The organism is Arthrobacter bambusae (genome assembly GCF_022606295.1).
Taxonomy (GTDB): domain Bacteria; phylum Actinomycetota; class Actinomycetes; order Actinomycetales; family Micrococcaceae; genus Arthrobacter; species Arthrobacter bambusae_A.
The window spans coordinates 1-22,866 of record NZ_JAHHZS010000030.1 but is presented as its reverse complement, the minus strand read 5'-3'; the positions used below and the strand labels follow the sequence as shown (position 1 = coordinate 22,866).

General features: G+C 62.6%; 25 protein-coding genes. 11 read left to right on the top strand and 14 right to left on the bottom strand.

What is annotated here, in order from left to right:
- Positions 1-54 precede the first annotated feature (54 nt).
- Positions 55-1,122 (top strand): quinone-dependent dihydroorotate dehydrogenase, encoded by a 1,068-nt coding sequence (locus tag KNN17_RS17560; protein ID WP_241710221.1) that lies wholly within the window; start codon positions 55-57, stop codon positions 1,120-1,122.
- Positions 1,123-1,219: 97 nt separating this feature from the next.
- Here the strand turns inward: KNN17_RS17560 and KNN17_RS17555 are convergent, their stop codons facing one another.
- Positions 1,220-1,813 carry a DUF3043 domain-containing protein gene (locus KNN17_RS17555; RefSeq protein WP_078105139.1) on the bottom strand — a complete coding sequence of 198 codons (594 nt, stop codon included), beginning with the start codon at positions 1,811-1,813 and terminating at the stop codon, positions 1,220-1,222.
- A 121-nt stretch (positions 1,814-1,934) separates the two neighbouring features.
- Between KNN17_RS17555 and KNN17_RS17550 the strand changes: the two genes are divergently transcribed.
- The 5 genes from KNN17_RS17550 to KNN17_RS17530 all read left to right on the top strand — a co-directional run bounded on the left by KNN17_RS17550 (position 1,935) and on the right by KNN17_RS17530 (position 7,100).
- Positions 1,935-3,362, top strand: coding sequence for a dipeptidase (locus KNN17_RS17550; RefSeq protein WP_241710220.1), 1,428 nt, complete (start codon positions 1,935-1,937; stop codon positions 3,360-3,362).
- Between the two features lie 170 nt (positions 3,363-3,532).
- The gene (locus tag KNN17_RS17545; RefSeq protein WP_059390004.1) at positions 3,533-3,919 is read left to right on the top strand and encodes a HesB/IscA family protein; all 387 of its coding nucleotides are present in this window, start codon (positions 3,533-3,535) and stop codon (positions 3,917-3,919) included.
- Between the two features lie 181 nt (positions 3,920-4,100).
- Positions 4,101-4,973 carry an aa3-type cytochrome oxidase subunit II gene (gene ctaC, locus KNN17_RS17540; RefSeq protein WP_078105134.1) on the top strand — a complete coding sequence of 291 codons (873 nt, stop codon included), beginning with the start codon at positions 4,101-4,103 and terminating at the stop codon, positions 4,971-4,973.
- Between the two features lie 10 nt (positions 4,974-4,983).
- Positions 4,984-6,702 (top strand): aa3-type cytochrome oxidase subunit I, encoded by a 1,719-nt coding sequence (gene ctaD, locus KNN17_RS17535; RefSeq protein ID WP_241710219.1) that lies wholly within the window; start codon positions 4,984-4,986, stop codon positions 6,700-6,702.
- Positions 6,699-7,100 carry a cytochrome c oxidase subunit 4 gene (locus KNN17_RS17530; RefSeq protein WP_078105136.1) on the top strand — a complete coding sequence of 134 codons (402 nt, stop codon included), beginning with the start codon at positions 6,699-6,701 and terminating at the stop codon, positions 7,098-7,100. Before ctaD ends, KNN17_RS17530 begins: the two co-directional genes overlap by 4 nt.
- Before the next feature lie 106 nt (positions 7,101-7,206).
- On the opposite strand, the gene KNN17_RS17525 is transcribed toward KNN17_RS17530, so the two are convergent.
- Entirely contained in the window at positions 7,207-7,500 is a 294-nt protein-coding gene (locus tag KNN17_RS17525) for an HPr family phosphocarrier protein (protein WP_241710218.1), read from the bottom strand.
- A gap of 156 nt (positions 7,501-7,656) precedes the next feature.
- On the opposite strand from KNN17_RS17525, the gene KNN17_RS17520 reads away from it, so the two are divergent.
- Positions 7,657-8,448, top strand: coding sequence for a GntR family transcriptional regulator (locus tag KNN17_RS17520; RefSeq protein ID WP_078108937.1), 792 nt, complete (start codon positions 7,657-7,659; stop codon positions 8,446-8,448).
- Positions 8,449-8,541: 93 nt separating this feature from the next.
- On the opposite strand, the gene qcrB is transcribed toward KNN17_RS17520, so the two are convergent.
- The 4 genes from qcrB to ctaE all read right to left on the bottom strand — a co-directional run bounded on the left by qcrB (position 8,542) and on the right by ctaE (position 12,876).
- Entirely contained in the window at positions 8,542-10,215 is a 1,674-nt protein-coding gene (gene qcrB, locus KNN17_RS17515) for a cytochrome bc1 complex cytochrome b subunit (RefSeq protein ID WP_078108936.1), read from the bottom strand.
- The gene (gene qcrA, locus KNN17_RS17510; protein WP_241710217.1) at positions 10,193-11,263 is read right to left on the bottom strand and encodes a cytochrome bc1 complex Rieske iron-sulfur subunit; all 1,071 of its coding nucleotides are present in this window, start codon (positions 11,261-11,263) and stop codon (positions 10,193-10,195) included. Before qcrA ends, qcrB begins: the two co-directional genes overlap by 23 nt.
- A gap of 97 nt (positions 11,264-11,360) precedes the next feature.
- The gene (gene qcrC / locus KNN17_RS17505; RefSeq protein ID WP_078108934.1) at positions 11,361-12,149 is read right to left on the bottom strand and encodes a cytochrome bc1 complex diheme cytochrome c subunit; all 789 of its coding nucleotides are present in this window, start codon (positions 12,147-12,149) and stop codon (positions 11,361-11,363) included.
- An 88-nt stretch (positions 12,150-12,237) separates the two neighbouring features.
- Entirely contained in the window at positions 12,238-12,876 is a 639-nt protein-coding gene (gene ctaE, locus KNN17_RS17500; RefSeq protein WP_078108933.1) for an aa3-type cytochrome oxidase subunit III, read from the bottom strand.
- A gap of 148 nt (positions 12,877-13,024) precedes the next feature.
- On the opposite strand from ctaE, the gene trpD reads away from it, so the two are divergent.
- Positions 13,025-14,083, top strand: coding sequence for an anthranilate phosphoribosyltransferase (gene trpD, locus KNN17_RS17495; RefSeq protein ID WP_241710216.1), 1,059 nt, complete (start codon positions 13,025-13,027; stop codon positions 14,081-14,083).
- Between the two features lie 18 nt (positions 14,084-14,101).
- Here the strand turns inward: trpD and KNN17_RS17490 are convergent, their stop codons facing one another.
- A complete protein-coding gene (locus KNN17_RS17490) occupies positions 14,102-14,383 on the bottom strand; it encodes an Lrp/AsnC family transcriptional regulator (RefSeq protein ID WP_078108932.1) in 282 nt (93 codons plus the stop codon).
- Between the two features lie 61 nt (positions 14,384-14,444).
- Entirely contained in the window at positions 14,445-14,843 is a 399-nt protein-coding gene (locus KNN17_RS17485) for a DUF3054 domain-containing protein (protein WP_241710215.1), read from the bottom strand.
- Positions 14,844-15,227: 384 nt separating this feature from the next.
- On the opposite strand from KNN17_RS17485, the gene KNN17_RS17480 reads away from it, so the two are divergent.
- A complete protein-coding gene (locus tag KNN17_RS17480; protein ID WP_078108931.1) occupies positions 15,228-15,647 on the top strand; it encodes a VOC family protein in 420 nt (139 codons plus the stop codon).
- A 61-nt stretch (positions 15,648-15,708) separates the two neighbouring features.
- Here KNN17_RS17480 and KNN17_RS17475 read toward each other — a convergent pair whose 3' ends face one another.
- Positions 15,709-17,235 (bottom strand): LCP family protein, encoded by a 1,527-nt coding sequence (locus tag KNN17_RS17475; RefSeq protein WP_241710214.1) that lies wholly within the window; start codon positions 17,233-17,235, stop codon positions 15,709-15,711.
- 119 nt (positions 17,236-17,354) lie between these two features.
- Here KNN17_RS17475 and KNN17_RS17470 point away from each other — a divergent pair, with 119 nt between their 5' ends.
- Positions 17,355-17,987: a LysE family translocator gene (locus tag KNN17_RS17470; protein WP_241710213.1), complete on the top strand. Its 633-nt coding sequence runs from the start codon at positions 17,355-17,357 to the stop codon at positions 17,985-17,987.
- A 170-nt stretch (positions 17,988-18,157) separates the two neighbouring features.
- On the opposite strand, the gene KNN17_RS17465 is transcribed toward KNN17_RS17470, so the two are convergent.
- The 4 genes from KNN17_RS17465 to KNN17_RS17450 all read right to left on the bottom strand — a co-directional run bounded on the left by KNN17_RS17465 (position 18,158) and on the right by KNN17_RS17450 (position 21,595).
- Entirely contained in the window at positions 18,158-19,636 is a 1,479-nt protein-coding gene (locus KNN17_RS17465; RefSeq protein WP_241710212.1) for an MFS transporter, read from the bottom strand.
- Complete coding sequence (locus KNN17_RS17460) at positions 19,633-20,199, bottom strand: cysteine hydrolase family protein (protein ID WP_241710211.1); 567 nt, start codon at positions 20,197-20,199, stop codon at positions 19,633-19,635. Before KNN17_RS17460 ends, KNN17_RS17465 begins: the two co-directional genes overlap by 4 nt.
- A gap of 5 nt (positions 20,200-20,204) precedes the next feature.
- Positions 20,205-20,654 (bottom strand): MarR family winged helix-turn-helix transcriptional regulator, encoded by a 450-nt coding sequence (locus tag KNN17_RS17455; protein WP_241710210.1) that lies wholly within the window; start codon positions 20,652-20,654, stop codon positions 20,205-20,207.
- 74 nt (positions 20,655-20,728) lie between these two features.
- Positions 20,729-21,595 carry a PhzF family phenazine biosynthesis protein gene (locus KNN17_RS17450; protein WP_241710209.1) on the bottom strand — a complete coding sequence of 289 codons (867 nt, stop codon included), beginning with the start codon at positions 21,593-21,595 and terminating at the stop codon, positions 20,729-20,731.
- A 358-nt stretch (positions 21,596-21,953) separates the two neighbouring features.
- Here KNN17_RS17450 and KNN17_RS17445 point away from each other — a divergent pair, with 358 nt between their 5' ends.
- Entirely contained in the window at positions 21,954-22,244 is a 291-nt protein-coding gene (locus tag KNN17_RS17445; protein ID WP_241710208.1) for a dihydrofolate reductase family protein, read from the top strand.
- A 66-nt stretch (positions 22,245-22,310) separates the two neighbouring features.
- Here the strand turns inward: KNN17_RS17445 and KNN17_RS17440 are convergent, their stop codons facing one another.
- On the bottom strand, positions 22,311-22,547 hold the full coding sequence (locus KNN17_RS17440) for an META domain-containing protein (protein WP_241710238.1): 237 nt from the start codon (positions 22,545-22,547) through the stop codon (positions 22,311-22,313).
- Positions 22,548-22,866 lie beyond the last annotated feature (319 nt).

The window sequence follows — 22,866 nt, the reverse complement described above, 5'->3', positions numbered from 1 at the left end:
GTCCGGTAACCGCCCTGGTTTGGTGCGGGACCCCTAAACCGGAAAACTAGGACCATGCGCGTTTACCCCACATTCTTCAAGTTGGCCTTCTCCTGGATGGACGCCGAAAAGGCCCACAAGATCGGCTTCCAGGCGATCCGCTTCGCACACCGTTCAGGAGCAGGACGCGTCCTCGCCAAAATGACGGCTCCCCACCCCTCCTTGCGCACCGAGGCTTTGGGGCTGACCTTCCCCTCACCCTTTGGCCTTGCGGCCGGCTTCGACAAAGAGGGCCATGGCATCGAGGCCCTCGCCGAGCTGGGCTTCGGCCACGTGGAAGTAGGTACTATCACGGGCCAGGCACAGCCCGGCAATGAGAAGCCACGGCTCTTCCGCTTGATCGAGGACAAAGCCGTGATCAACCGCATGGGCTTCAACAACGACGGCGCGGCAGCCGTGGCCCCGCGGCTCAAGGCCGCGCGGGCGGCATTGCAGCGGACCCATTCAGGGGTCCGTCCCGTGATCGGAGTCAACATCGGCAAGACCAAGGTTGTAGAGCTCGACGACGCCGTTGAGGACTATTTGGTCAGCGCCCGCAGCCTGGCACCCGCCGCCGACTACTTGGTAGTCAATGTCAGTTCACCCAATACGCCGGGATTGCGCCTGCTCCAGAACGTCGAAACGCTTCGTCCGCTCCTGCGCGCCGTCGGAGATGCGGCAGACGAATCCGCGGGGCGCCATGTGCCGTTGCTCGTCAAGATCGCACCGGATCTGAGTGACGAAGACATCGACGACGTCGCCCGCCTCGCCTTGGACCTCAAGCTCGACGGGATCATCGCCACAAACACCACCATCGGCCGGGAAGGCCTGGTGTCCGATCCGGTCAAAGTCGAGGCGTGCGGCGCCGGCGGACTCTCGGGCGCCCCGCTCAAGGGGCGTTCGCTCGAGGTGTTGCGCCGCCTGAAGGCCGCGGTGGGGGAGGGCCTCGTGCTCATCGCGGTCGGCGGAGTGCAGTCCGCGGCCGACGTCCAGGAACGGCTCGACGCCGGCGCAACCCTCGTGCAGGGTTACACGGCGTTCCTCTACGAAGGTCCGTTCTGGGCCGCCGGGATCAACAGGGCCTTGGCCAAACGTCGCAGTTAAGCGTCGCCGCCAGGCGCGGACAAACCAGAAAGACCCTGGAACAGTTGTTCCAGGGTCTTTCTGGTTCATGGACTCGGGTCCGTGGCGACGGATGGCTTTACGCGGGGTACTGGCCCCGCTGCACCTGCGGCTTGGGCAGGCGCAAGCGACGGAACTGCAGGGAACGCATGCTGCCGTACCAGACGGTGCCACGCTCGATGTCGCCGAACTTCTGCGTCAAGCCCTTGCGCAACTTGCGGGAAAGGACGAACACATCCGCGAAGACAGCGAGGAACATGACCCAGAAGCCGATCAGGATGTAGCTGAGGGCGTCGCTTCCCGAAGGAATGACGAAGGAGATCACGACGAAAAGCAGGGCACCGAACATCAAGTACTCACCGAGGCTGAAACGGGCATCGACATAATCGCGCGCGAAACGCTTCTGGGGTCCTTTGTCCCGCAGCGGCAGGTACTTCTCGTCCCCCGTGTCGAGGGCCTGGCGCATTTTCTGGCGCTGGTCCTGCACGGCGATACGCTCGGCTTCTTTCGAGGCCTTGCGGTCCGTCGGTACGAGGGGACGCTTGCGGGCTGCTTCCTGTTCCTTGCGCTTGGGCGTGGGAGCGCCCTTGCCAGCGCCTCTCACGGCGGGATCGGCGGCAAGCTGGTCTATTGAGTCTTGAGCGCTCGGCTCATCCTTTTTACGTCCAAACACCACTACAGAATACCCCGCAGGAACCGCGCGAAAGTCGCCGTGGCGCGCCGCCCGGCGAATGGGGCCGCCACGCCGCCCGGCCCGGTTCCCCAGCACCACTCGCGGCGGTAGTGTTTTCGCCATGACTTCAATGAATGCGGAGATCCCGCAGACCCTTTCCGGCGGCTCCGGCACGATCAATGTTGATGCGCTCAAGTCCTCGATCGATGCTTCCTTCGGCGAGACCATGGCTCGTTTGAAAGCCCTGGTCGCTATTCCGGGGATCGCATGGCCCAGCTTCGACCCGGCCGAACTCGAGCGAAGCGCCGAGGCTGTTGCCTCGCTGGTCCGCGAGTCGGGCTTCCAGGACGTACAGATCCTGCGCTGCGACAAGGCCGACGGGACCGCTGGGGGCCCTGCGATTGTTGCGCGCCGCCTCGCCGCGCCGGGCAAGCCCACCATCCTGCTGTACGCGCACCATGATGTGCAACCGCCGGGCGACGTGACCTTGTGGGACACCGAGCCGTTCGTGGCCGAGGAACGCGAGGGCCGCCTTTATGGCCGTGGCGCCGCAGACGACAAAGCCGGCATCATGGCCCACCTTGCTTCCTACGCCGCGGCAACCCAGGTGTTGGGAGACGACTTCGGCCTTGGAGTCACCTTGTTCTTCGAGGGCGAAGAAGAAGCCGGTTCACCCACCTTCCGCACTTTCCTCGAAACGCACCGCGACCTCCTCGAAGCGAGCGTCATCGTCGTAGCCGATTCCAGCAACTGGAAAGTCGGCGTACCGGCACTGACAACCAGTCTCCGCGGCCTGGTGGACGGTACCTTCGAAGTACGGGTGCTCGAACACGCCGTGCACTCCGGCATGTTCGGCGGTCCCGTACTGGATGCGCCGACCCTCCTGTCCCGCCTTATCGCCACGCTGCACGACGACGACGGCAACGTCGCGATCGAGGGCTTGGTAGCCAGGGATGACGTCGTGGAGGACGTGGACGAGGACCAGTACCGTGCCGACGCCTCAGTGCTCGACGGCGTGCGGCTCGCCGGCAGCGGCAGTATTGCGTCGAGGCTCTGGACCAAACCCGCCTTGTCTATCATCGGCATCGACGCACCCGCCGTCGACGTCGCATCCAACACGTTGCTCCCCGCTGCGAGGGCGAAGTTCAGCCTGCGCTTGGCTCCCGGGCAAGATCCCGATGCCGCCATGGACGCCGTCGGAAAACACCTCGCGGCGAACGCGCCTTTCGGAGCGAAGGTCACGTTCGTGCCGGGGGAGCGGGGCAACGCCTTCTCCACCGATACAGGATCAGCTGCCGCCCGGATCGCGATGTGGGCACTCGGTGAAGCCTGGGGTGTGCCCGCCGTCGAAATGGGGATCGGCGGATCAATCCCCTTCATCGCGGACCTGACCGAAACCTATCCTGATGTCCAGATCCTGGTGACTGGTGTCGAGGACCCGGATTCACGGGCCCACAGCGCCAACGAATCTCTCCACATCGGGGATTTCCGCAACGCAGTGCTGGCCGAGGCCCTGATGCTGGCCCGCCTGAACTCGGAAGGCCTCTGAGCCCACGCGCGCATCAGGCCGGGGAACAAGCCAAGGGTCCGGCCGGTTACGTTAGAAGTTATAGCTATGCGCCGGCTCGACGTAGCATGTAGCTATAGCCCGCACGTATTTGGGTAAGGGCAGGCAGCGCGTAGGCGCAGCCGCCAAGAGCGTCATAAGAAGGTAGGCCAATGAGCACTGCAACCAACGAAAACAGCACCGGAGCGCAGCTCGCAGGCGGCGAGCTTCCTGAGCACGAGGTCAAGTTGACCGATGTCGCAGCAGGTAAAGTCCGGAGCCTTCTCGAACAGGAGGGCCGCACGGACCTGCGGCTTCGCGTCGCTGTTCAGCCGGGCGGCTGCTCGGGCCTGATCTACCAGCTTTACTTCGACGAGCGCCTGCTCGACGGCGATGCCGTCCGCGACTACGACGGCGTCGAAGTGGTTGTCGACAAGATGAGCGTGCCGTACCTGAGCGGTGCGAGCATCGACTTCGAGGACACGATCTCCAAGCAGGGCTTCACGATCGACAACCCCAACGCCGGCGGGTCTTGCGCCTGCGGCGATTCGTTCCACTAACCGGGCATTCGCAGACTGTTGGCCCAGTTCAGGAACGGGTTAAACCCGTCCCGACGCACTGGGCCAGCATGTCGGCGAAAACCGCTTGGTAGCGGTAAGCTCTACATCGGGTAGTAAAACTTTAGTGTGCCCGGTGGGCCTTCCGCCTGCCGGGCTGCAGCAACAAGAGGAAGGGCCGTCTGTGAGTTCGCAGAACCGAACCGGCAGCCGACGCATAAAGATCACCTCGATCACTGGCTTGGCACTAGCCGGCGCGTTGGTTTTGACCGGATGTTCACCAGAGGTAGAAAAAGGCTGGTTGCCCACGGAACGTGGTACAACCAGCAACACCGATCGGATCATGGACCTCTGGGTCAACTCATGGATCGCCGCCCTCGTAGTCGGCATTATCACTTGGGGTCTGCTGGTTTGGTGCATCATCGCCTACAGGCGCCGCAAGGGCACCACGGGTTTCCCGAAGCAGCTTAGCTACAACCTCCCTCTGGAGGTCTTTTATTTGACCATTCCGCTGTTCATGGTGTTGGTGTTCTTCTACTTCACCAACCAGGACCAGCAGGCGATTGACGATCGCTCCAAGCCGGCCGACGTCACCATCGACGTCGTGGGCAAGCAATGGGCTTGGGACTTCAACTACGTCAAGGGCTCTGTCATCACCGATGACGTTCACGAAGCGGGCGTCCAGGCGCACCTCACGGGCAACGCCATCGACTTGAACCAGTTGCCGACGCTGTATCTGCCGGTCAACAAGTCGGTTGACCTCGAGCTGAATTCCCGCGACGTCATCCACTCTTTCTGGGTTCCGGCCTTCCTGCAGAAGCGCGACGTGATTCCCGGCAAGACCAACTACATCAGGTTGACCCCCACCAAGGAGGGCACCTATGACGGCAAGTGCGCCGAACTTTGCGGTGAATACCATTCTGAGATGTTGTTCCGCGTGAAGGTCGTTTCCGAAGCCGAGTTCCAGGCACACATGGATCAGCTTCGCCAGAGCGGCAACACCGGTCTTCTCGATTCGAAGTACGACCGCAACCCGAACCTGAACGCAAAGAATTAAGGGACGCGACGTGGCTACTTATACTCAATCAGCCGGGGTCCTAGAGGCTCCCGTAGTACCGAAATCCAAGGGACGCATCGTCGTCAACTGGATCACCTCCACGGACCACAAGACCATCGGGTACATGTACCTGATCGCGTCCTTCGTGTTCTTCTGCCTCGGCGGCGTCATGGCGCTGCTGATGCGTGCGGAGCTCTTCGAGCCCGGCATGCAGATCCTGCAGACCAAGGAGCAGTACAACCAGCTCTTCACCATGCACGGCACCGTGATGCTGCTGATGTTTGCGACGCCGCTCTTCGCCGGCTTCGCGAACGTCGTCATGCCGCTCCAGATCGGCGCCCCCGATGTCGCCTTCCCGCGACTGAACGCGCTGGCCTTCTGGTTCTTCCTTTTCGGCTCCACCATCGCCGTGTCCGGCTTCATCACTCCGCAAGGTGCCGCCTCCTTTGGCTGGTTCGCCTATGCGCCGCTGTCAGACACCACGTTCACCCCGGGCGTCGGCGGTGACCTTTGGGTCTTCGGCCTGGCGTTGTCCGGTTTCGGAACCATCCTGGGTGCGGTCAACTTCATCACCACCATCATCTGCATGCGCGCTCCCGGCATGACGATGTGGCGCATGCCGATCTTCACCTGGAACACCCTGGTGACGGCCATCCTGGTTCTCATGGCGTTCCCGCCGCTCGCGGCCGCACTCTTCGCCCTCGGCGCTGACCGGCGCTTCGGCGCCCACATCTTCGATCCGGAGAACGGCGGCGCTGTCTTGTGGCAGCACCTGTTCTGGTTCTTCGGCCACCCCGAGGTGTACATCATCGCGTTGCCGTTCTTTGGCATTGTCTCGGAGATCTTCCCGGTCTTCAGCCGCAAGCCGATCTTCGGCTACAAGGGCCTTGTCTACGCAACCATCGCGATCGCCGCTTTGTCGGTGACCGTGTGGGCGCACCACATGTATGTCACCGGATCGGTGCTGCTGCCGTTCTTCTCCTTCATGACGATGCTGATCGCGGTACCCACCGGCGTGAAGTTCTTCAACTGGATCGGCACCCTGTGGCAGGGCTCGATTACCTTCGAGACACCCATGCTCTGGAGCATCGGCTTCCTGGTCACCTTCCTCTTCGGCGGCCTGACCGGCATCATCCTGGCGTCCCCGCCGTTGGACTTCCACGTCTCGGACTCCTACTTCGTCGTGGCGCACTTCCACTACGTGGTCTTCGGCACCGTGGTGTTCGCAATGTTCGCAGGCTTCTACTTCTGGTGGCCCAAGTGGACCGGCAAGATGCTCAACGAGCGCCTCGGCAAGATCCACTTCTGGCTCCTGTTCCTGGGCTTCCACGGCACCTTCCTGATCCAGCACTGGCTCGGCGTAGAGGGTATGCCCCGGCGTTACGCCGACTACCTTCCGCAGGACGGTTTCACCTGGATGAACCAGTTCTCCACGATTTCGTCCTTCGTGCTCGGCGCCTCGCTCCTGCCGTTCTTCTGGAACGTCTACATCACGTGGCGCAGCAACAAAAAGGTCGAGGTCGACGATCCCTGGGGCTTTGGCGCCTCGCTCGAGTGGGCTACGTCCTGCCCGCCGCCGCGGCACAACTTCACGTCGCTGCCCCGCATTCGTTCCGAACGTCCTGCCTTGGACCTCCACCACCCGGAACTCGCGCAGCACCACACTTCCATGAGCCCTGAGCCGGCAGCAAGGGTGCTCGGCAACGCTGACCAGAAGGACGCGAAATGAAAATCGAATCTTGGATTTTTGGTGCGGGGAGCTTCTTCTTCGTACCGGTCGCGCTGGTTTACGGTTTCCTGAACAACTGGGATGAGTGGGTCGGCACCCTCGGCATCCTCCTGGTCGGTGGCCTGGCAGGCATGATCGGCGCATACCTCGGTTTCACGGGTAAGCGGGTCGGCATGCGTCCGGAGGACCGTCCGGACGCGGAGATCCACGAAGGCGCCGGCGAGCAGGGACACTTCAGCCCCTGGAGCTGGTGGCCGCTGGTGCTCGGCTTGTCTTGTGCAGGCGGGTTCCTTGGCTTGGCCGTAGGCTTCTGGATCACGTTCGTCGCCGCCGGCCTGGCTGTCGTAGCCCTGGTCGGTTGGGTGTTCGAATACAGCCGTGGAGACCACGCGCACTAGAAAAACACGTGAACAAAGACGGCGGGCCCCACCACTTGGTGGGGCCCGCCGTCTTTTGTCGTATCCGAATGCCGTTTGAGAGCTATGCCATCACGGGAATTGCCCTTCAGGAGCCCTCCAGGGCCTCCAGCACGGCCGAAAGGGCCACCAAGGCATCGTTGACCTCATCCAGCGTGCGACCGGCTTGCAGCGCTTCTCGCTCGACCGCCAGGACCACTTCGCAGCCATATCCGAAATCTTCGGTCATGACTTCGAGCAAAGAGCGGGCATCCACCGCTTGCTGGCCGGGCTTGCGGATCGTCACCGGCAGGCCAGTGGCCGTCACGGCCCGCACGAACAGAGCGGCAGCCCGTGCATGGAGGCCGATTTTTGCGGCGATGATGGCTTTGTGCTCGGGCAAACCGGCTCCTTTGACTCGTACGGCCAGATGCCGACTGCGATTTTGATCCCTACAAGCCTAGCGCCGCCGCACCGTGTGTTGCGGACGGCTGGTCTAGACCTGCGAGTGGATTGGCCTACGCTTGTTTCATGAGTGATTTCTTTGCCGGGGTCCGCCGTGCCTGCTGAAGCAGCACGTATCGCGGGGGAGATCGACCGCAAGAGCGGCACTCCTATCTACGTTCAACTGCGCGAGATCCTGCGTAGCTACATCTCGGAGTCCTGCAAGCCCGGCGCGGCGTTGCCGTCGGAACGGGACCTCTCTGAACGCTTCGGACTCGCGAGGATGACGGTACGGCAGGCCATTGATGCCCTCGTCGGCGAGGAAGTCATCGAACGGGTGGTTGGACTGGGAACTTTCGTCCGCAAACCCAAGCTGGACCTGCAAGTGAAGCTCACCTCGTACAGCGAGGAAATGCAGCGCCGTGGCATGGTTCCGGCTGCCAAGGTCCTGAGCTTTGAGCAAATCGCTGCCAGCGCCTTCCTGGCGAGGGAACTCCAGTTGGAGGAAGGCACGCCGCTGGTCCGTTTCCGGAGGCTCCTCCTCGCGGACAACGAACCCATGAGCGTGGACGAGAACTTCATCCCTGCCCACCGCGTGCCAGGTCTTTTGGACGAGGCGCCTCCCACGTCCCTGTACAACGTACTGAGTGAAAAGTACGGACTGGTGATGGAGTGGGGAGAGGACATGATCGAAGCAACCGCAGCTTCGCCATCCACAGCGCGGCTACTGAACGTGGATGTCGGTACTCCGCTGCTCAAGATCCAGCGCCACGCATTCGTGGCCCGTGCCATGGTGGACTACTCCGTCTCGTACTACCGTGCTGACCGCTACAAGTTGTGGGTTCCGTTGCAGCGGCCGGGCGTCCGGTCCACGAGAAGCCAATCGACGGGCTACCGCACCCACTAGCTCGAAGCCAGGGGCACACCGCCCGGATGCAGCACAACGAGTGAGGGCCCCGTCCATGCGGACGGGGCCCTCACTCGTTGCTATCTGCGGGAGCTAGTGGCTAAGGCTCTTGTGCTCTTCGCTGGATTCGATGGCCTCATGGTGGCCGTGTCCGTGCGCTGCTTCGAGCTCGGCCGGCGTTGCCGGGGCAACACGGTCTTCGAAGAACCACTTGGACAGTGCCGCGCGGCGCTTCTCCTTCGGAGTGACGACGCCGTGCTCGTTCGGCTGGGCCGCCAACGGGGACGGCGACTCGAAGCCCACAAGCTTGTATTGCTTGTAGTCGTCCAGCGGGGCGTGCACCTCGATGAACTCACCGTGCGGCAGGCGCACGATGCGGCCCGTTTCGCGGCCGTGCAAGGCAATTTCACGGTCCTTGCGCTGCAGTGCGAGGGCCACGCGCTTTGTCACCATGAACGCAATGATCGGGCCAATGAAGAACAGCGTGCGCAACCAGTACGTGACATCGTTCAGTGCGACGTGGAAGTGCGTTGCGATGAGGTCGGAGCCGGCCGCTGCCCACATGACGCAGTACCAGGTAAAGCCTGCAACACCAATCGCGGTGCGGGTAGGCGCGTTGCGAGGACGGTCCAGGACGTGGTGCTCACGGTTGTCCTTGGTGATCCAGCGCTCAATCCACGGGTACGTGAAAAGCACCGTGAAAATGATGCCTGCCGGAACCAATGCGGGCAACAGCACATTCAGCGTCAGCACATGGCCGAAGATGATGTATTCGAAGTGGAAGTCGTTGACCACGCCGGGCATGAGTCGCAGGGCACCGTCGACGAAGCCGATGTACCAGTCAGGCTGGGTACCGGCAGACACGGGGGAGGGGTCGTACGGCCCGTAGTTCCAGATCGGGTTGATGGTGAACATCGCAGCCATGAGGGCGACGACACCGAACACGATGAAGAAGAAGCCACCTGCCTTGGCCGCATAAACCGGTCCCAGGGGGTAGCCGACGACGTTGCCGTCGTTGCGGCCCGGGCCAGGGTACTGCGTGTGCTTGTGCACAACCACCATGAAGAGGTGGATGACGATCATCAGGAGAATCATCGCCGGCACCAGCAGGATATGCAGCACGTACAGGCGGCCGATGATCGCCGTACCGGGGAATTCACCCCCGAAGAGGAAGAACGATATATACGTGCCGATCACCGGGATCGACTTGATGACACCGTCGATGATTCGCAGGCCGTTACCGGACAGCAGGTCATCGGGGAGCGAGTATCCCGTGAAGCCTTCAGCCATGGCGAGGATGAGCAGGACGCCGCCCACCACCCAGTTCATTTCACGGGGCTTGCGGAAAGCGCCCGTGAAGAAGACACGCAGCATGTGCACACCAAGGGACGCCACGAACAGCAGGGCCGCCCAGTGGTGGACCTGGCGGAAGAACAAGCCACCGCGGACGTCGAACGAGATGTTCAGCGACGAGTTGTACGCGACGGACATTTCGACATTTGTCAGCGGGGTGTAAGAACCCGAATAGTGGGTCTCAGCCATCGACGGGTCGAAGAAGAACGTCAGGAACGTACCCGACATCAGGAGGATGACGAAGGAATACAGCGCCACCTCACCGAACATGAAGGACCAGTGGTCGGGGAAGACCTTCCGGCCGAATTCACGCAGGATTCCGGATCCGCCGACACGCTCGTCAACGAAGTCCGTGATCCGGCCAACCTTGGTTTTAGGTACGAAGGGGACTTCAGCTGTTGATGAGGCGCTCATGCTCGTCACGCTCCCAGTAACTCGGTCCTACAGGTTCTTTGAAATCGCTCGTGGCTACGAGGTAGCCCTCAGCGTCCACCGCGATGGGCAGCTGGGGGAGCGGACGGCTGGCGGGGCCGAAGATAACCTTGCATTCCTTGGTGAGGTCGAAGGTTGACTGGTGGCACGGGCACAGCAGGTGGTGCGTTTGCTGCTCATAAAGGGCAACGGGGCAACCGACGTGGGTGCAGATCTTGGAGTAGGCAACGATTCCGTTGTAGCTCCAGGTTTCGCGGCCCTTGGAAATCGTCAAGTCCTCCGGGTTCAGGCGCATCAGCAAAACGACGGCTTTGGCCTTCGCGTTGAGCTTGCCTTCCTGGAGTTCGTTGAGGCCTTCCGGGATCACGTGGAACGCAGAACCGATGGTCACGTCGGACGCTTTGATCGGAGTTCCATCGGGGTCGCGGGTGAGGCGCTTGAGCTTGCCGTCCTGGGGTGCCCACATGGTGTGTGCGAGCTTGTCGTCCGGACGGGGTCCAAGGTCACCGAATACGGCCAGGGCCGGGAGGGGAGCCAGGGCCACAGCACCCAAAAGGGTGTTGCGGATCAGCGGGCGACGCTTGATGCCGGTTTCCTCGACGATGTCCTCGACGATCCGCACGGCTGCCTGCCGGTCTTCCTCGGTACGGATGGCGTGGCGCTCTTCCGATACCTCGTGGTCCGGCATGAGGGCCTTGGCCCAGTGCACGATACCGGTGCCGATGCCGAGCATCGCAAATGCGGTGCCAAGGCCAAGCAACAGGTTTTGGTTGCGGATCGTTGCGATCGATCCATCGGTGTGCAGATCGATGGCAAAGTACGACACCAGGAAGATCACCGTGCCGATGACAGATATGCCGAAGAGTATGGCTACCTGTCGTTCGGCTCGCTTGGCGGCTCTCGGATCCGTGTCAGCCAGGCGCAAACGGTGCGGAGGGAGCCCAGGATCCTGGAACTTCTCCACATCATTCTGACCAGCCGTAGCTACGGTGCCCGAGTGGTTCGGACTGCCGTCACTATGGTTGCCCATAATTCGCCTCATCCTTCTCTCGTTGTCCCGGCCTTAACCGGGTTAATGTTCAATTCAAACTGCTGTGGGGACAGCAGAAGTTCTTAGTGCGTCCGGGTTATGACGTGCGGGACGTCAGCCAGATGGTGAAGGCGATGATGACGCCGAGGCCTGCGACCCAGACGAAGAGACCTTCGGAAACCGGACCCAGGGATCCGAGGTCGTTTCCGCCCGGCGACCCGTTGGCTTCGATCGTCTTCAGGAAGGTGATGATGTCGCGCTTGCCCTCAGGAGAGATGTTGGCGTCGTTGAAGACGGGCATGTTCTGCGGACCAGTGGCCATGGCTTCGTAGATGTGCTGTCCCGAAACCCCGGCCAACGCCGGAGCGAACTTTCCACGGGTCAAGGCACCGCCGGCTGCGGCAGCGTTGTGGCACATCGCGCAGTTGACGCGGAAGAGCTCGCCACCCTTCGCGGCGTCACCCTTTTCGTCGAGCAGCGATGCGTCGGGAATTGCCGGACCAGCACCCAGCGAGGCGACGTAAGCCGCGAGCTGCTGAGTCTGCTGGTCGTTGAACTGCCTTGGCTTTTCTTGGGCCTGGGGTCCGTTCATCTGCATGGGCATACGGCCGGTGCCAACCTGGAAGTCAACTGCAGCAGCACCCACGCCGACCAGCGACGGAGCGTCCTTCGTTCCGCTTGCGCCCATGCCGTGGCAGGTGGCGCAGTTTGCGGCGAAGAGCTTGCCGCCCTCCTGGGCGTCGCTGGCGCTGAAGGTAGTGGTGTCTGCCTTCGCCTGGTTGACCGTTGTGGCAACGGCGTAAAGCCCACCAGTGACGAGGAGTCCCAACAACAGCAGCGCAATTGCTGCCAGTGGATGACGTCGCTTCTGCGAGAGTGCCTTCACGTGGTGGTTCCTTTATTCGATCCTGCGTCGGCTCCGTGAGCCGCTTCTTTAAAATTCATCCTCTTGTGGAACAAGAGTCGGTGCCGGGCTACTTCAGGACGTAGATGACCAGGAAGAGGCCGATCCACACAACATCCACGAAGTGCCAATAGTACGAGGTGACGATTGCCGAGGTCGCTTCAAAGTGTCCGAACTTCTTGGCGGCGTATGCGCGGCCAATGATGAACAGGAAGGCGATGAGGCCGCCGATGACGTGCAGGCCGTGGAAGCCGGTAGTCATGTAGAAAGCGGAACCGTAGGCGTTGGCGGAGAGCGTAACGTGCTCGGACACAAGCATGGCGTATTCCGTGCTCTGGCCGGCAACGAAGATGGCGCCCATGATGAACGTCAGGAGGAACCATTCGTTCATGCCCCAGCGGGTGAACTGCAGCACACCGCCTCGACGGCGCGGTTCAAGTCGCTCGGCGGCGAAGACGCCCATCTGGCAAGTGAAGGAACTTGACACAAGGACGATCGTGTTTACAAGCGCAAACGGGAAGTTGAGCTTGCCGGTTTCGTCCGCCCACAACGCGCCTGACGTGGAACGCAGCGTGAAGTACATGGCGAAGAGACCGGCGAAGAACATCAACTCACTGGAAAGCCACACAACGGTTCCAACGGAAACCAAATTGGGGCGATTCAGCGTCGGGTGCGCCGGGGTACTGGGGGCATGGGTCGCAGATGTCACAAGGACATTATGTCTGTAAAAGTCCGGACTTCCCAATGCGAACCGCCATTTGGGGAGACTTTTTCTACAAACACGCGAATTCGCGCGGAAAAGTTCCCGACCTCCTTCGCATTGGTCACGGAGCACGGTGGATCGCTAGCATCAAGTGGTGACTTCACAGGCATCTGCACAGCAGGCAAGCAACTCATGGCCCGGACTCATCTCTGCCTTGATCAACGGGCATGACCTCACGGTCGAGAACACGGCATGGGCCATGAACACGATCATGTCCGGGGAAGCAACCCCGTCCCAGATCGCCGGTTTCTTGGTTGCCCTGCGCGCCAAGGGCGAAACCGTGGAGGAAGTCACCGGACTGGTCGAGGCGATGCTGTCCAACGCCAAAGCCGTGAGCATCCCGGGCGAAAAGCTGGACATTGTGGGCACGGGCGGCGATCGACTCAACACGGTCAACATCTCGACGATGGCTGCCCTTGTGGCGGCCGGCGCTGGAGCGCGGGTCGTAAAGCACGGGAACCGCGCCGCGTCGTCGTCGTCGGGCTCCGCCGATGTCCTGGAAGCCTTGGGCGTGAGGCTTGACTTGCCGATCGAGCGCGTCGCCCGCAACGCCGAAGAGGCAGGGATCACTTTTTGCTTCGCCCAGGTATTCCACCCGTCCTTCCGGCATACCGGTGTTGTACGGGCTGAACTTGGTGTTCCCACCGCCTTCAATTTCCTGGGTCCGATGACCAACCCTGCCCATGTCCAGGCTTCAGCCGTGGGCGTTGCCAACGCCACCATGGCTCCGCTGATCGCCGGCGTCTTGGCACGCCGGGGGAGCCGGGGTTTGGTTTTCCGCGGGGAAGACGGCCTCGATGAACTCACCACCACAGGTCCGTCCACGGTGTGGGAAATCCGGAACGGGCAGGTCACCGAACAGCGGTTCTCGCCGTCAGATCTCGGGATTGCTCCGGCGACCGTGGCCGATCTTCGAGGCGGCAACGCCGCGGCGAATGCCGCCGTCGTGCGCGAAGTGCTTGGCGGGAAGGCGGGTCCGGTCCGGGATGCCGTCTTGCTCAACGCCGCCGCGGGCTTGGTGGCTTACGAGACTGCTGCCGACGGCCCTTTCCTGGACCGAATGAAATCGGCCTGGCTGCGTGCTGCGGAGTCCGTCGACTCGGGAGCAGCTGCCCGGGTCCTCGACACGTGGGTTGGACTCACCCAAAGGTAGGCGTCGGGGCGCCGGCGGTTACTGCTCGAAGCCCAGCGAGAACGCGGCGTCCAGATCGTGCTGCGAGTAGGCGCGGAAGGCGATGTGCGTGGTGGTGTGAACCACCGCGGGGACCTTGGAGAGCTTGTCGGCGATGACATCCGCCAATTCCTCATGCTTCGCCACGCGCGCCACGGCAATAAGGTCCCATTCCCCGGTGACGGAGTAGACCTCGCTGATCCCCTGGATGGCGGAGATCTCTTCGGCCGTCTCCGGGATACGTGAAGCGTCGGTCTTGATCAGGACAAAAGCGGTGATCACTGGGGGCGGCCTTTCCGAAGTGCGGCGATGGACGTAGCAAGCCTAGTACATCGGCGGGCGCTCAGGACTGGCGGCTCCGCCGACGGACCCGCACTACCAGGGCGATCACAGCGCGGTAGCCGAGCAGCAGGATCCCCAAGCTGATGAGGGCGACAATAATGAAGGCGATCACCACGGTCTGCCCGGTGGCCGCACGCAGGAGCATGCCACCGGCCACGGTTCCAATCCACACGGCGACGCCGGCCGGCCAGGTCTGGAACGGTGCCCGCCAGACCCTCGCGGCGAGCCAGCCGATCGCCGCACCGGCAAGGAAGGGCCAGGCCGTGGAAAAGACCCCTGTCAGGACGTCGGCGCGTTGGTGCGCGTCGCGGCCGATGGCCGCGAAAACAAGAATGAGAATGGCGTCGGCCAGTCCGGCGATGAGGGCAGTGCGGACCAGGGTCGATTTTGCAGCAGGCATGGAAACGACCTTATCGCGCAGCTAAGCCGAACTCGAACTGAAGGCCCTCCGCATGCCGGCAGGCTCTTGAACCAAGATTGAGTACCGCGGAAGATGTGGCAACCGCACGTGAATCGACCCGCAATTCCCGGAGGTACACCATGAGGTTGATCCACGTTGTCCGGCGCGCCAGCGACCTCGGCCGGGCATCGGCGTTTTACTTGGCGTACCCGATCTCCGGCCCGTTGTTGAAGAACTCCGCGCCTCCGGGACAAGGAGCGTACGGGAACCGGGTCAGCCGCCGTCGGGCGCGGTAATTTTGGGCTGTGGATGGGCGCAGCCGGCGCTGTTAGCATGACGAAAAGGTAGCTGATCGTGCTGCCCTGAACACTGAGGAGCCATGTAATGACCACGAACCTCAACCCGTACATCAGCTTTCGGGACAACGCCAAGGAGGCCATGGCCTTCTACCAGTCGGTCTTCGGGGGCGAGCTGACCCAAAGCACCTTCGCCGAGTTCCACGCGAGCGAAGACCCCGCCGAGGGCGACAAGATCATGCACTCCGCGCTCAAAACAGATAACGGACTGCAGCTCATGGCCGCAGACACCCCCAACAGCATGGATTACAGTCCGGGAAACAACATCTCGGTGTCGCTCAGCGGTGACGACGAAGCAGAACTTCGCGGCTATTGGAACGGACTGGCCGACGGCGGCACGATCACCGTTCCACTGGAGAAGGCGCCGTGGGGCGACATCTTCGGGATGTTGACGGATAAGTTCGGCATTGCCTGGCTGGTCAACGTTTCGGGCGAGCAGCCTCAGTAGCAAGAAAACAGAAAGCGCCCTCCGCCACGCATTGCGAGGCGGAGGGCGCTCTGTCTTCCGGCTATCCGACCGGGTTGGTTGTCTGGCAGGTCTGGTCTTGAGCGGTCTGGGCAACCACATCGTTGGGCTTGGGGGCCGGAAGTGTCGGCTTGTCCCCGGTGGCGAAGTCCTGCCCGGCGTAGAGCTGCACTCCCTGGACACTCGCTACCTGCTGCACGCTCGTCGCGGGCAACCCGAACATCGCGGCGACGTCCGCAGCAACATCGGCAAAGCCCGCACCGTAGTAGACCATTGTCTGTGGCCTGGCATCGGCTTGGATCTTGGCCAGTTTCGTGAAGCCTCCGGCGGAGAGAATCGATCCGATCTCCTGGCTCCTGCCGGTCACGCCTGTTCCATTGGCGACGGTGATCGGTTGAAGGGCCTTGTCGTAACCGGCTTTCGACGTTGCAGTGGATGGCCCCGGGGACGCCGCTGCGCTTGGTGCGGGCTGGCTGAGATCGGGGCTCTTCGTCAGGGCAGCGAAGAAGTTGCTCGCCGCCGGTTGGTCAAGGTCGAGCCGGTTGGGATCGGACGCGGCCGGCACGTTGGGCACCGTGATGAAGTTGACCTTGGCCGGGTCAATATTCTTGAGCCTGCCCGCGATGGTCAACAGGGCCGGAACCGAGGCGAGTCCGTCATCGACGGTGAGGTTCTTCGTGACTGTGTCGGCGATGCTCAGCATCTTCTGGGGGTTGCCGAGCGTTCCGTCAGCCTTGAGCTTCCGCACGAGGGAACCGAGGAACGATTGCTGCGCCTTGATCCGTCCGAGGTCCCCGCCGTCGGAAAATGCGTGGCGCGTGCGCAGGAACGCAAGTGCCTGGTCACCTTCCACCTGCGAAGTGCCCTTAGGCAAATGCAGCCCGGAGTCGGGGTCGTTGACTGCGGTACTCACACAGACGTCGACGCCGCCGACGGCCTTGGACAGTTCGGTCACTGCATTGAAGTCGGCCATCATGAAGTGGTCAACCTCCAAACCCGTGAGCTTGTTGACGGTGTCAACAGCGCAGCCGATGCCGGCTTCGGCCATCGCGCTGTTGATCATCGCATTTTGCCGTTCGGGGTATTGCTTGCCGGTCTTGCTGTCAGTGCAAGCCGGCACGTCGACCAACAAGTCGCGGGGGAAGCTGATCACGTTGACATGGTTGTTGTCCGCGGAAATGTCCAGCAGCATCATGACGTCCGATTGGCCGTAGCCGGAGGACTGGTCTGTGGTGCCGAACTGCCCGTTCTTGCCGCTCCTGGTATCGGTACCCAGAACGAGGATTTGCAGGCGGTCCTTGCTGTCGTCAACCGGCCCTTCCGTCCTGATGCCACCGGCGCCGAGTGCGGACGATGAGATATTGGCCTGAAGGCGCCATACCCAATACCCTCCAAACGCGATGACTGCGATCAGCAGGACAGCCACTGCGGCGCTGGTGATTTTGAACCAGCGGGCCGAACGACGAAAGCTGAACCGCCGGCTGCGGGCAGCCAGCTTTCCCTGGCCCGGGTAGGCGACAGGGGGCGACTGGCCCGGCTCCGGGCTGGGTGCATCGTGGCGAGTGACCAAAAGGGGAACTACCTCTCCAGGGGAAATACGGACGGCCCTATTGTAGCTGGGGGCTCTGGGAAGGTTCCGTGAGGCCCGCGGTACACGGTCCAAATGCCGCGCGATGATTCAATGGGAACATGACTCTGAGTTCACTAGCGGCGTTCACCGGGTTGTGCGTGATCCTGGCCCTTACTCCAGGCCCTGACTCGTTCCTCGTCCTGAGGTACAGCCTGTCGAACGTCAAAGCCGGCCTCTCGGCCGGTCTCGGTTCCTCGTTGGGCAGCATCTTCTGGGCAGGGCTTGTCGGCATTGGACTGGCGGCCCTACTGGAGCAGTCGGCCGAGGCGTACAGGATGGTGAAGATCATCGGCGGCCTCTACTTGGTTTACCTGGGGGTCAGCGCCTTTATCCACAGCCGGCGCGGGCAACCAGCCCACCAGGAAGAGAACCCCACTTGGGCGGGCCCCACGCTGCGCTCGAGCTTCTTCGCAGGTCTTGTTTCGTGCATGCTGAACCCCAAGGTGGGCCTGTTTTTCCTCGCCGTGGTGCCCCAGTTCCTTCCTCCCGGGGAGGCGTCCCTTGGACTGACGATGCTCCTCGGAGTGATCGACTTCGCTATTTCGATGCTTTACCTGGGAATCCTGTCTGTGGTGGCCACCCAGGCCGTTCTCTGGTTGAAGAAGCCATCTGTGACGAAAGCACTCGAACGGAGCTCCGCCGCGATCCTTACGGCCCTTGGCCTGGGGACCGCGGTTTCGGCGAACAGCTGAAAGGGAACAACGCACACCTGTGCATCATCCATTGCGGTCTGGCCGCGGCCAAGGCGGCCGGGGAGCAAGCTGACACCGCTGTCGCGGTGCGCCTGAAGGGCAAAGACCACGGAGAGGAATACGGCGGTCAACGCCAGGTTGAGCGGGAGGGTCACCACCCGCCGTCGGTGTCAATGCTCGGCGGCGACGGCCGGAACGCTGCGGTCAAACGCTGTCAGGAGCACCATCGATGCCCCGATGGCGACCAGGATCCAGGCCAAAATATGGAAACCTGCGTCGGTGGCCGACGGTCCGAAGGCGATGCCGATGACGCTGGAGGACCCGATCGCGCCCAGGTACATCGACGTCCGCAGCAATCCCGAGGCCACCGCGATCTCCGCGGCAGTCGTTTGCAGGTACAACGCCGCCTGATTGGCGAAACTGCTGAAGCCGTTGGTCAGGCCCAGCAGCAAGGTCATTCCGATGAGCAACGCAACGCTGGAGCCGTGGTTCACCAGCAGCATCACTCCTGCGGAGAGCGTCAGAGCGACACCGGCAAGGATCAAAGGCCAACGGACCCAGGCACGGCCGGAGACGACCCGCGCTACGACGATGCTCAGCAGGCTCAGCGGGATCAGAATCAGCCCCACGGTCGCGGCGTGCAGCCCCATGCTTTGTTCCATCCACTGGCTGGCGCCATACATCGATGTGTATGTAGCCAACGCGGCCAGGATCGAACGCAGGTACGTACGCTGCAGCGGTCGGTTCGCGCCCAGCATCCGGACGTCGATCAGCGGGCTGCGTGCCTGGCGTTCCCGCACCAGCAGCGCTCCCGCCAGCACCACGGCCAGCGCGGCAAGCCACCAGGCCGGCGTCGTGAGCGCCGAGAGGAACACCAGCAGCGAGACGATTGCACCGGCGAAGAGGGCTATCCCGGGCAGGTCCAGCATGGTGAGCAGGCTGCCCAAGCCCTGTTTGCGGACCGGCGCGTCCTTGGCCACTCCGAGCAAAGTGAACGTGAATGCCAGGAGGGCCAGCGGTATGTTGACCGCGAACAGTGCCCGCCAGCCGAACGCGCCCGCCAGTACCCCGCCCAGGGGCAGGCCGACGACGGCGGTCACTTGGGCCGCGATCGAAAAGTTGCCCAGCACGCGGCCCGGTACGCCGATGCCGGACTCGTCGGCCCGCCGGCGGACGAGCGCCATCGCCGTCGGGTAGCACGCTGAGGTCCCGACGCCGATGAGCGCCCGTGAAATGAGCAGCACCCCGAGATTCGGGGCAAACACTCCGACAACTCCGGCCGCCAGAAGGATAGCGACGCCGGAGAGGAAGACCCGCCTGGGCCCAAAGACGACGGAGAGTTTCCCCATGGTCGGTTGGGCCACCGCGCTGCACAGATACAAGACGGATATGAGCCCGGCAGTGGCTCCCGGACTTGAGCGAAAGTCAGCCCCGATGCCGACCAGCGCGGTGGCGATCATCGAACTGTTGATCGGGTTCAGGGTGGAGCCAAGCAGCAGCGGTGCCGTGAACCTCCAGCCCAGCGGGTTCGAGTGCCGTTGCCCTTGTTCGGAAGCCGGAGCACCGGCCGGGTTCCGCGGCTGAGTCAGCGGCTTGTTGGCCACGTCAGCGGACGGACTCGATGCTGGGGCGGGGTCCCGCGCTGTCACGACCGGGAGGCTTTGAGCACGTCCAGGATTTCTTGGGTCGTTCCGGTCTCGCCCAGCCGGGGGAATATCGTCGTGACGGAGTTCTCGTGGGCGTTCATGTTCATATCGGTCATAGCGTCCAGGGCCAAGGTGACATTCAGGCCGGCTTCGTGGGCGCTCCGCGCGGTGGATTCCACGCCAATGCTTGTGGCAACACCGGTCAGCACAACGTGGGTGACACCGAGGTCCTCCAGGAGTGCGCCAAGGCCAGTGTTGGTGAAGGCGCCCCATGTCTTCTTCGTCACAAGGTGATCGCTTGGTTGCTGGTTCAGTTCAGGCAGGAGCTCGGCGAAATCGGCGGGGAACTCCCTTCCCGCGGTGCTGCCTTGATCTGTCCGGCCCGGCGCGCCGCCGGTGACATTTACCAGCACCACGGGCAGCCCGTGGCTGCGGAAGGCATCAGCCAGGGCTGCGGAATTCTGCACAATCGGCTCCAGCGGGTGGGCTTTCGGGGAGGCAACAATGCCCCGCTGAAGGTCAACAACGATCAGGGCTGTCTGTGGGTCCAACGTGGTGATGGTCATGTGTATCACGGCTCCAAAAGGCGTTTGAGTAGGTGAACGGCGCCGGGCAGTTGTTCGCGCTCGTCCGGCGTGAGTTTGGACAGGATGGTGCGGTAAAGCCAATCGGCTTTGGCCGCCCGGCTGGCGCTGATGCTCTCACGGGCCTCGGCTGTCAGGGACAGGATCCGCTGACGGCCGTCGGCCGGATCAGGTCCGCTCTCAACGAGTCCCAGGCTGGAAAGGGCGGAGATGATAGCCCCCATGGATTGGGGACGCATTCCCTCGGCTCGGGCCAGCGCGGACAACGTGGCCCGGCCGTCCCGCTCCAAGTGGATCAGCACGGCCTTTTGCGCATTCGTCAGGTTGTCCACTTGGGACTGCTCACGCAGCCGTCGGGTCAACTGGCCAATGAGGACACGAAGCTCGGCGGCAGCTTCGAGCGTTCCTGCCGCGTCCGCATCCGGGCTGGGGTTCATAACAACGACGCTACCAGATAGTAAGGCAAACTGAAAAGGTAACCTTACTATTTTTTTGGCCGGGCCTGGATTGCTTATGAGGGCTCGGCAATCTCCACGGCTTCGCCACTGACGACGATCCCGCCCTGGGACGGAATGTCGACGGTAAGGACGCTCGGGCGGCCGACGTGGCTGCCTTGATGGACAATGACCCGGCTTGGCGTCTCCACGAGCGAAAGCAGCCGGAGGTATGCGCCGAAAGCCGCGGCGGCTGAACCTGTCGCGGGATCCTCAGTGATGGTTCCTACTGGGAACAGGTTGCGCGAGTCGAACTCGCCGCGACCGATCTCGCAGAGCGTCGTGACGGTGCCGGCCCAACCCTTGGCATCCATCAGCGCGCGCATGGCATCCGGGTCGAAAACGAAGGAGTCGAAGGTGCTGCGTTCGGCGAAGACGAGAATGGGGTGCCAGTTTCCGGCAAAGGCGACCATCGGAGGGTAGCCCGGGTGCAATTCGCCTTGGCCCACGCCGAGCAATCCGAGGAGGGAGTCCAGAACGCCGTCGGCGAACTCGGCGATTCGCGGCTCCACGCTCGTGAAGCTTGCTGTCACAGCAGCACCGCGTAACGCCGTCCCGATCACCACTGGCCCAACCGCCGTATCGAACACAAAGGTTCCCGCACCGTCGCGTCCTGACAGCGCGACAGCCAAAGCGATGGTCGCGTGGCCGCAAAACGGTACTTCGGCGATGGGGGAGAAGTACCGCACACGGTTTCGGCGGGTGTCCCCGTCAACGGCGACCTCGGTGACAAAGACCGTTTCCGCGTAACCGATGCCAGAAGCGATGGCCTGCATCCCGGCGTCGTCGAGGCTCCTTGCGTCGAGGACGACTCCCGCCGGATTTCCGCCGTCGGGCGTGGCGGTAAAGGCGGCATAGCGGAGTACTTCCGGTGTCTGTTCCATCCGGTTATCGTCGCACGGAGTCGGCGTCATTCGACGGCGGTACCCGGACAAGGGCGTTGACACTTGGGACAATGAGGGCAAGTGGCGTGGGTCCGGAAGGGGTCCGCGACCGTTGTTCGACGGGGTGAAGTGAAACGACATGAGGTTGACGAGGACGACAAACGTCACGGTGGACGGCGTGATGCAGGGCCTGGGGGGGAGCCGACGAAGATCGCAGAGGCGGCTTTGACCGCGGGGGATGGGCGATCCCGCTTCTCGATTCAGAAACGGGGGACTACCTCAGCCAGGTTTACGGCGCTGCGTCCGCGTTCCTCTTCGGGCGGCGCACGTAAGAGATCTTGCCCCTTATTGGGGAGCGATGATCGATCCGAGCACCAACCAGATCGCGGCCGCGTTGAACAGCCGGCCCAAGTACGTGGCGTCTTCCAGCCTCACCGACCCGCAATGGTCGGGCACCACGGTCCTGACCGGCGACCTCGCCACAGCGATCGCTGAGCTGAAAGCGGATCACGACGGCGAGCTGCTGGTCCCGGGCAGCGGTGTCCTGGTCCGATGGCTACTCGCCAACAACCTGGTGGACCAGCTCGATTTGCTCACCTATCCCGCCAAACGTGCGCGGTTTGGAACCTGGTGGGGGAGGAGCCCGTGATGGACGAGGGGCGCCCCCCGCAGGGTATCCCGCCTGGAGGCATGCTAAAGCTGAAACGAGCGGCTGCTATTTGCTTTTGAAGCGGAGGGTGTCCCCTCCGCTCGTCCAGGTCAGAGTGTCTTGGACGAACGACATTTCGATGGGGCGACTCAGGAATTGCGTGACCCATTGCTCCTGCGCAGAAGACTCGCCGGCGCAGCCCATTGCCCCAGCTGCGAGTTTGCCGAGTGTGTGGGTGTTCCCTGTGATCGTCGCCGGTCCACTGATCGGATTGCAAGGGGTTTTCGCCGCGAATTGAAGCACCCCGTTGACGGAATACAGTTCCACTCTCAACCCGCCTGCCTCCACCCACGGCAGGTTGACGCCGTTGGATGTCCCCAAAATGCTGACGAATTGCGAACATGGTGCGGACGGCAGGAATGGCTTACATGTCGCCAGGGGAGGCGTGGAATTGAAGCTGGTCGGAGCGTATACGTGGCCGGAGGGCTTTGTCACTGGATTTCGCTGGCAGCTTGGTTGCGACTTCGCGCTTGGGAGAAGCGGGGGTACCAACAACGGGTCCTAGTCTGCAAATTCCGCAACCGAATCACTTCTACTTTACATAATGTAGATTATCGGCGTT

What these genes read in the sequence shown, in the direction of transcription:
- KNN17_RS17560 (WP_241710221.1), top strand. Translation starts at nt 55, where the DNA reads ATGCGCGTTTACCCCACATTCTTCAAGTTGGCCTTCTCCTGGATGGAC.
- KNN17_RS17550 (WP_241710220.1), top strand. Translation starts at nt 1,935, where the DNA reads ATGACTTCAATGAATGCGGAGATCCCGCAGACCCTTTCCGGCGGCTCC.
- KNN17_RS17545 (WP_059390004.1), top strand. Translation starts at nt 3,533, where the DNA reads ATGAGCACTGCAACCAACGAAAACAGCACCGGAGCGCAGCTCGCAGGC.
- KNN17_RS17530 (WP_078105136.1), top strand. Translation starts at nt 6,699, where the DNA reads ATGAAAATCGAATCTTGGATTTTTGGTGCGGGGAGCTTCTTCTTCGTA.
- qcrB (WP_078108936.1), bottom strand. Translation starts at nt 10,215, where the DNA reads ATGAGCGCCTCATCAACAGCTGAAGTCCCCTTCGTACCTAAAACCAAG.
- qcrA (WP_241710217.1), bottom strand. Translation starts at nt 11,263, where the DNA reads ATGGGCAACCATAGTGACGGCAGTCCGAACCACTCGGGCACCGTAGCT.
- KNN17_RS17485 (WP_241710215.1), bottom strand. Translation starts at nt 14,843, where the DNA reads ATGCCTGCTGCAAAATCGACCCTGGTCCGCACTGCCCTCATCGCCGGA.
- KNN17_RS17480 (WP_078108931.1), top strand. Translation starts at nt 15,228, where the DNA reads ATGACCACGAACCTCAACCCGTACATCAGCTTTCGGGACAACGCCAAG.
- KNN17_RS17470 (WP_241710213.1), top strand. Translation starts at nt 17,355, where the DNA reads ATGACTCTGAGTTCACTAGCGGCGTTCACCGGGTTGTGCGTGATCCTG.
- KNN17_RS17460 (WP_241710211.1), bottom strand. Translation starts at nt 20,199, where the DNA reads ATGACCATCACCACGTTGGACCCACAGACAGCCCTGATCGTTGTTGAC.
- KNN17_RS17455 (WP_241710210.1), bottom strand. Translation starts at nt 20,654, where the DNA reads ATGAACCCCAGCCCGGATGCGGACGCGGCAGGAACGCTCGAAGCTGCC.
- KNN17_RS17450 (WP_241710209.1), bottom strand. Translation starts at nt 21,595, where the DNA reads ATGGAACAGACACCGGAAGTACTCCGCTATGCCGCCTTTACCGCCACG.
- KNN17_RS17445 (WP_241710208.1), top strand. Translation starts at nt 21,954, where the DNA reads ATGATCGATCCGAGCACCAACCAGATCGCGGCCGCGTTGAACAGCCGG.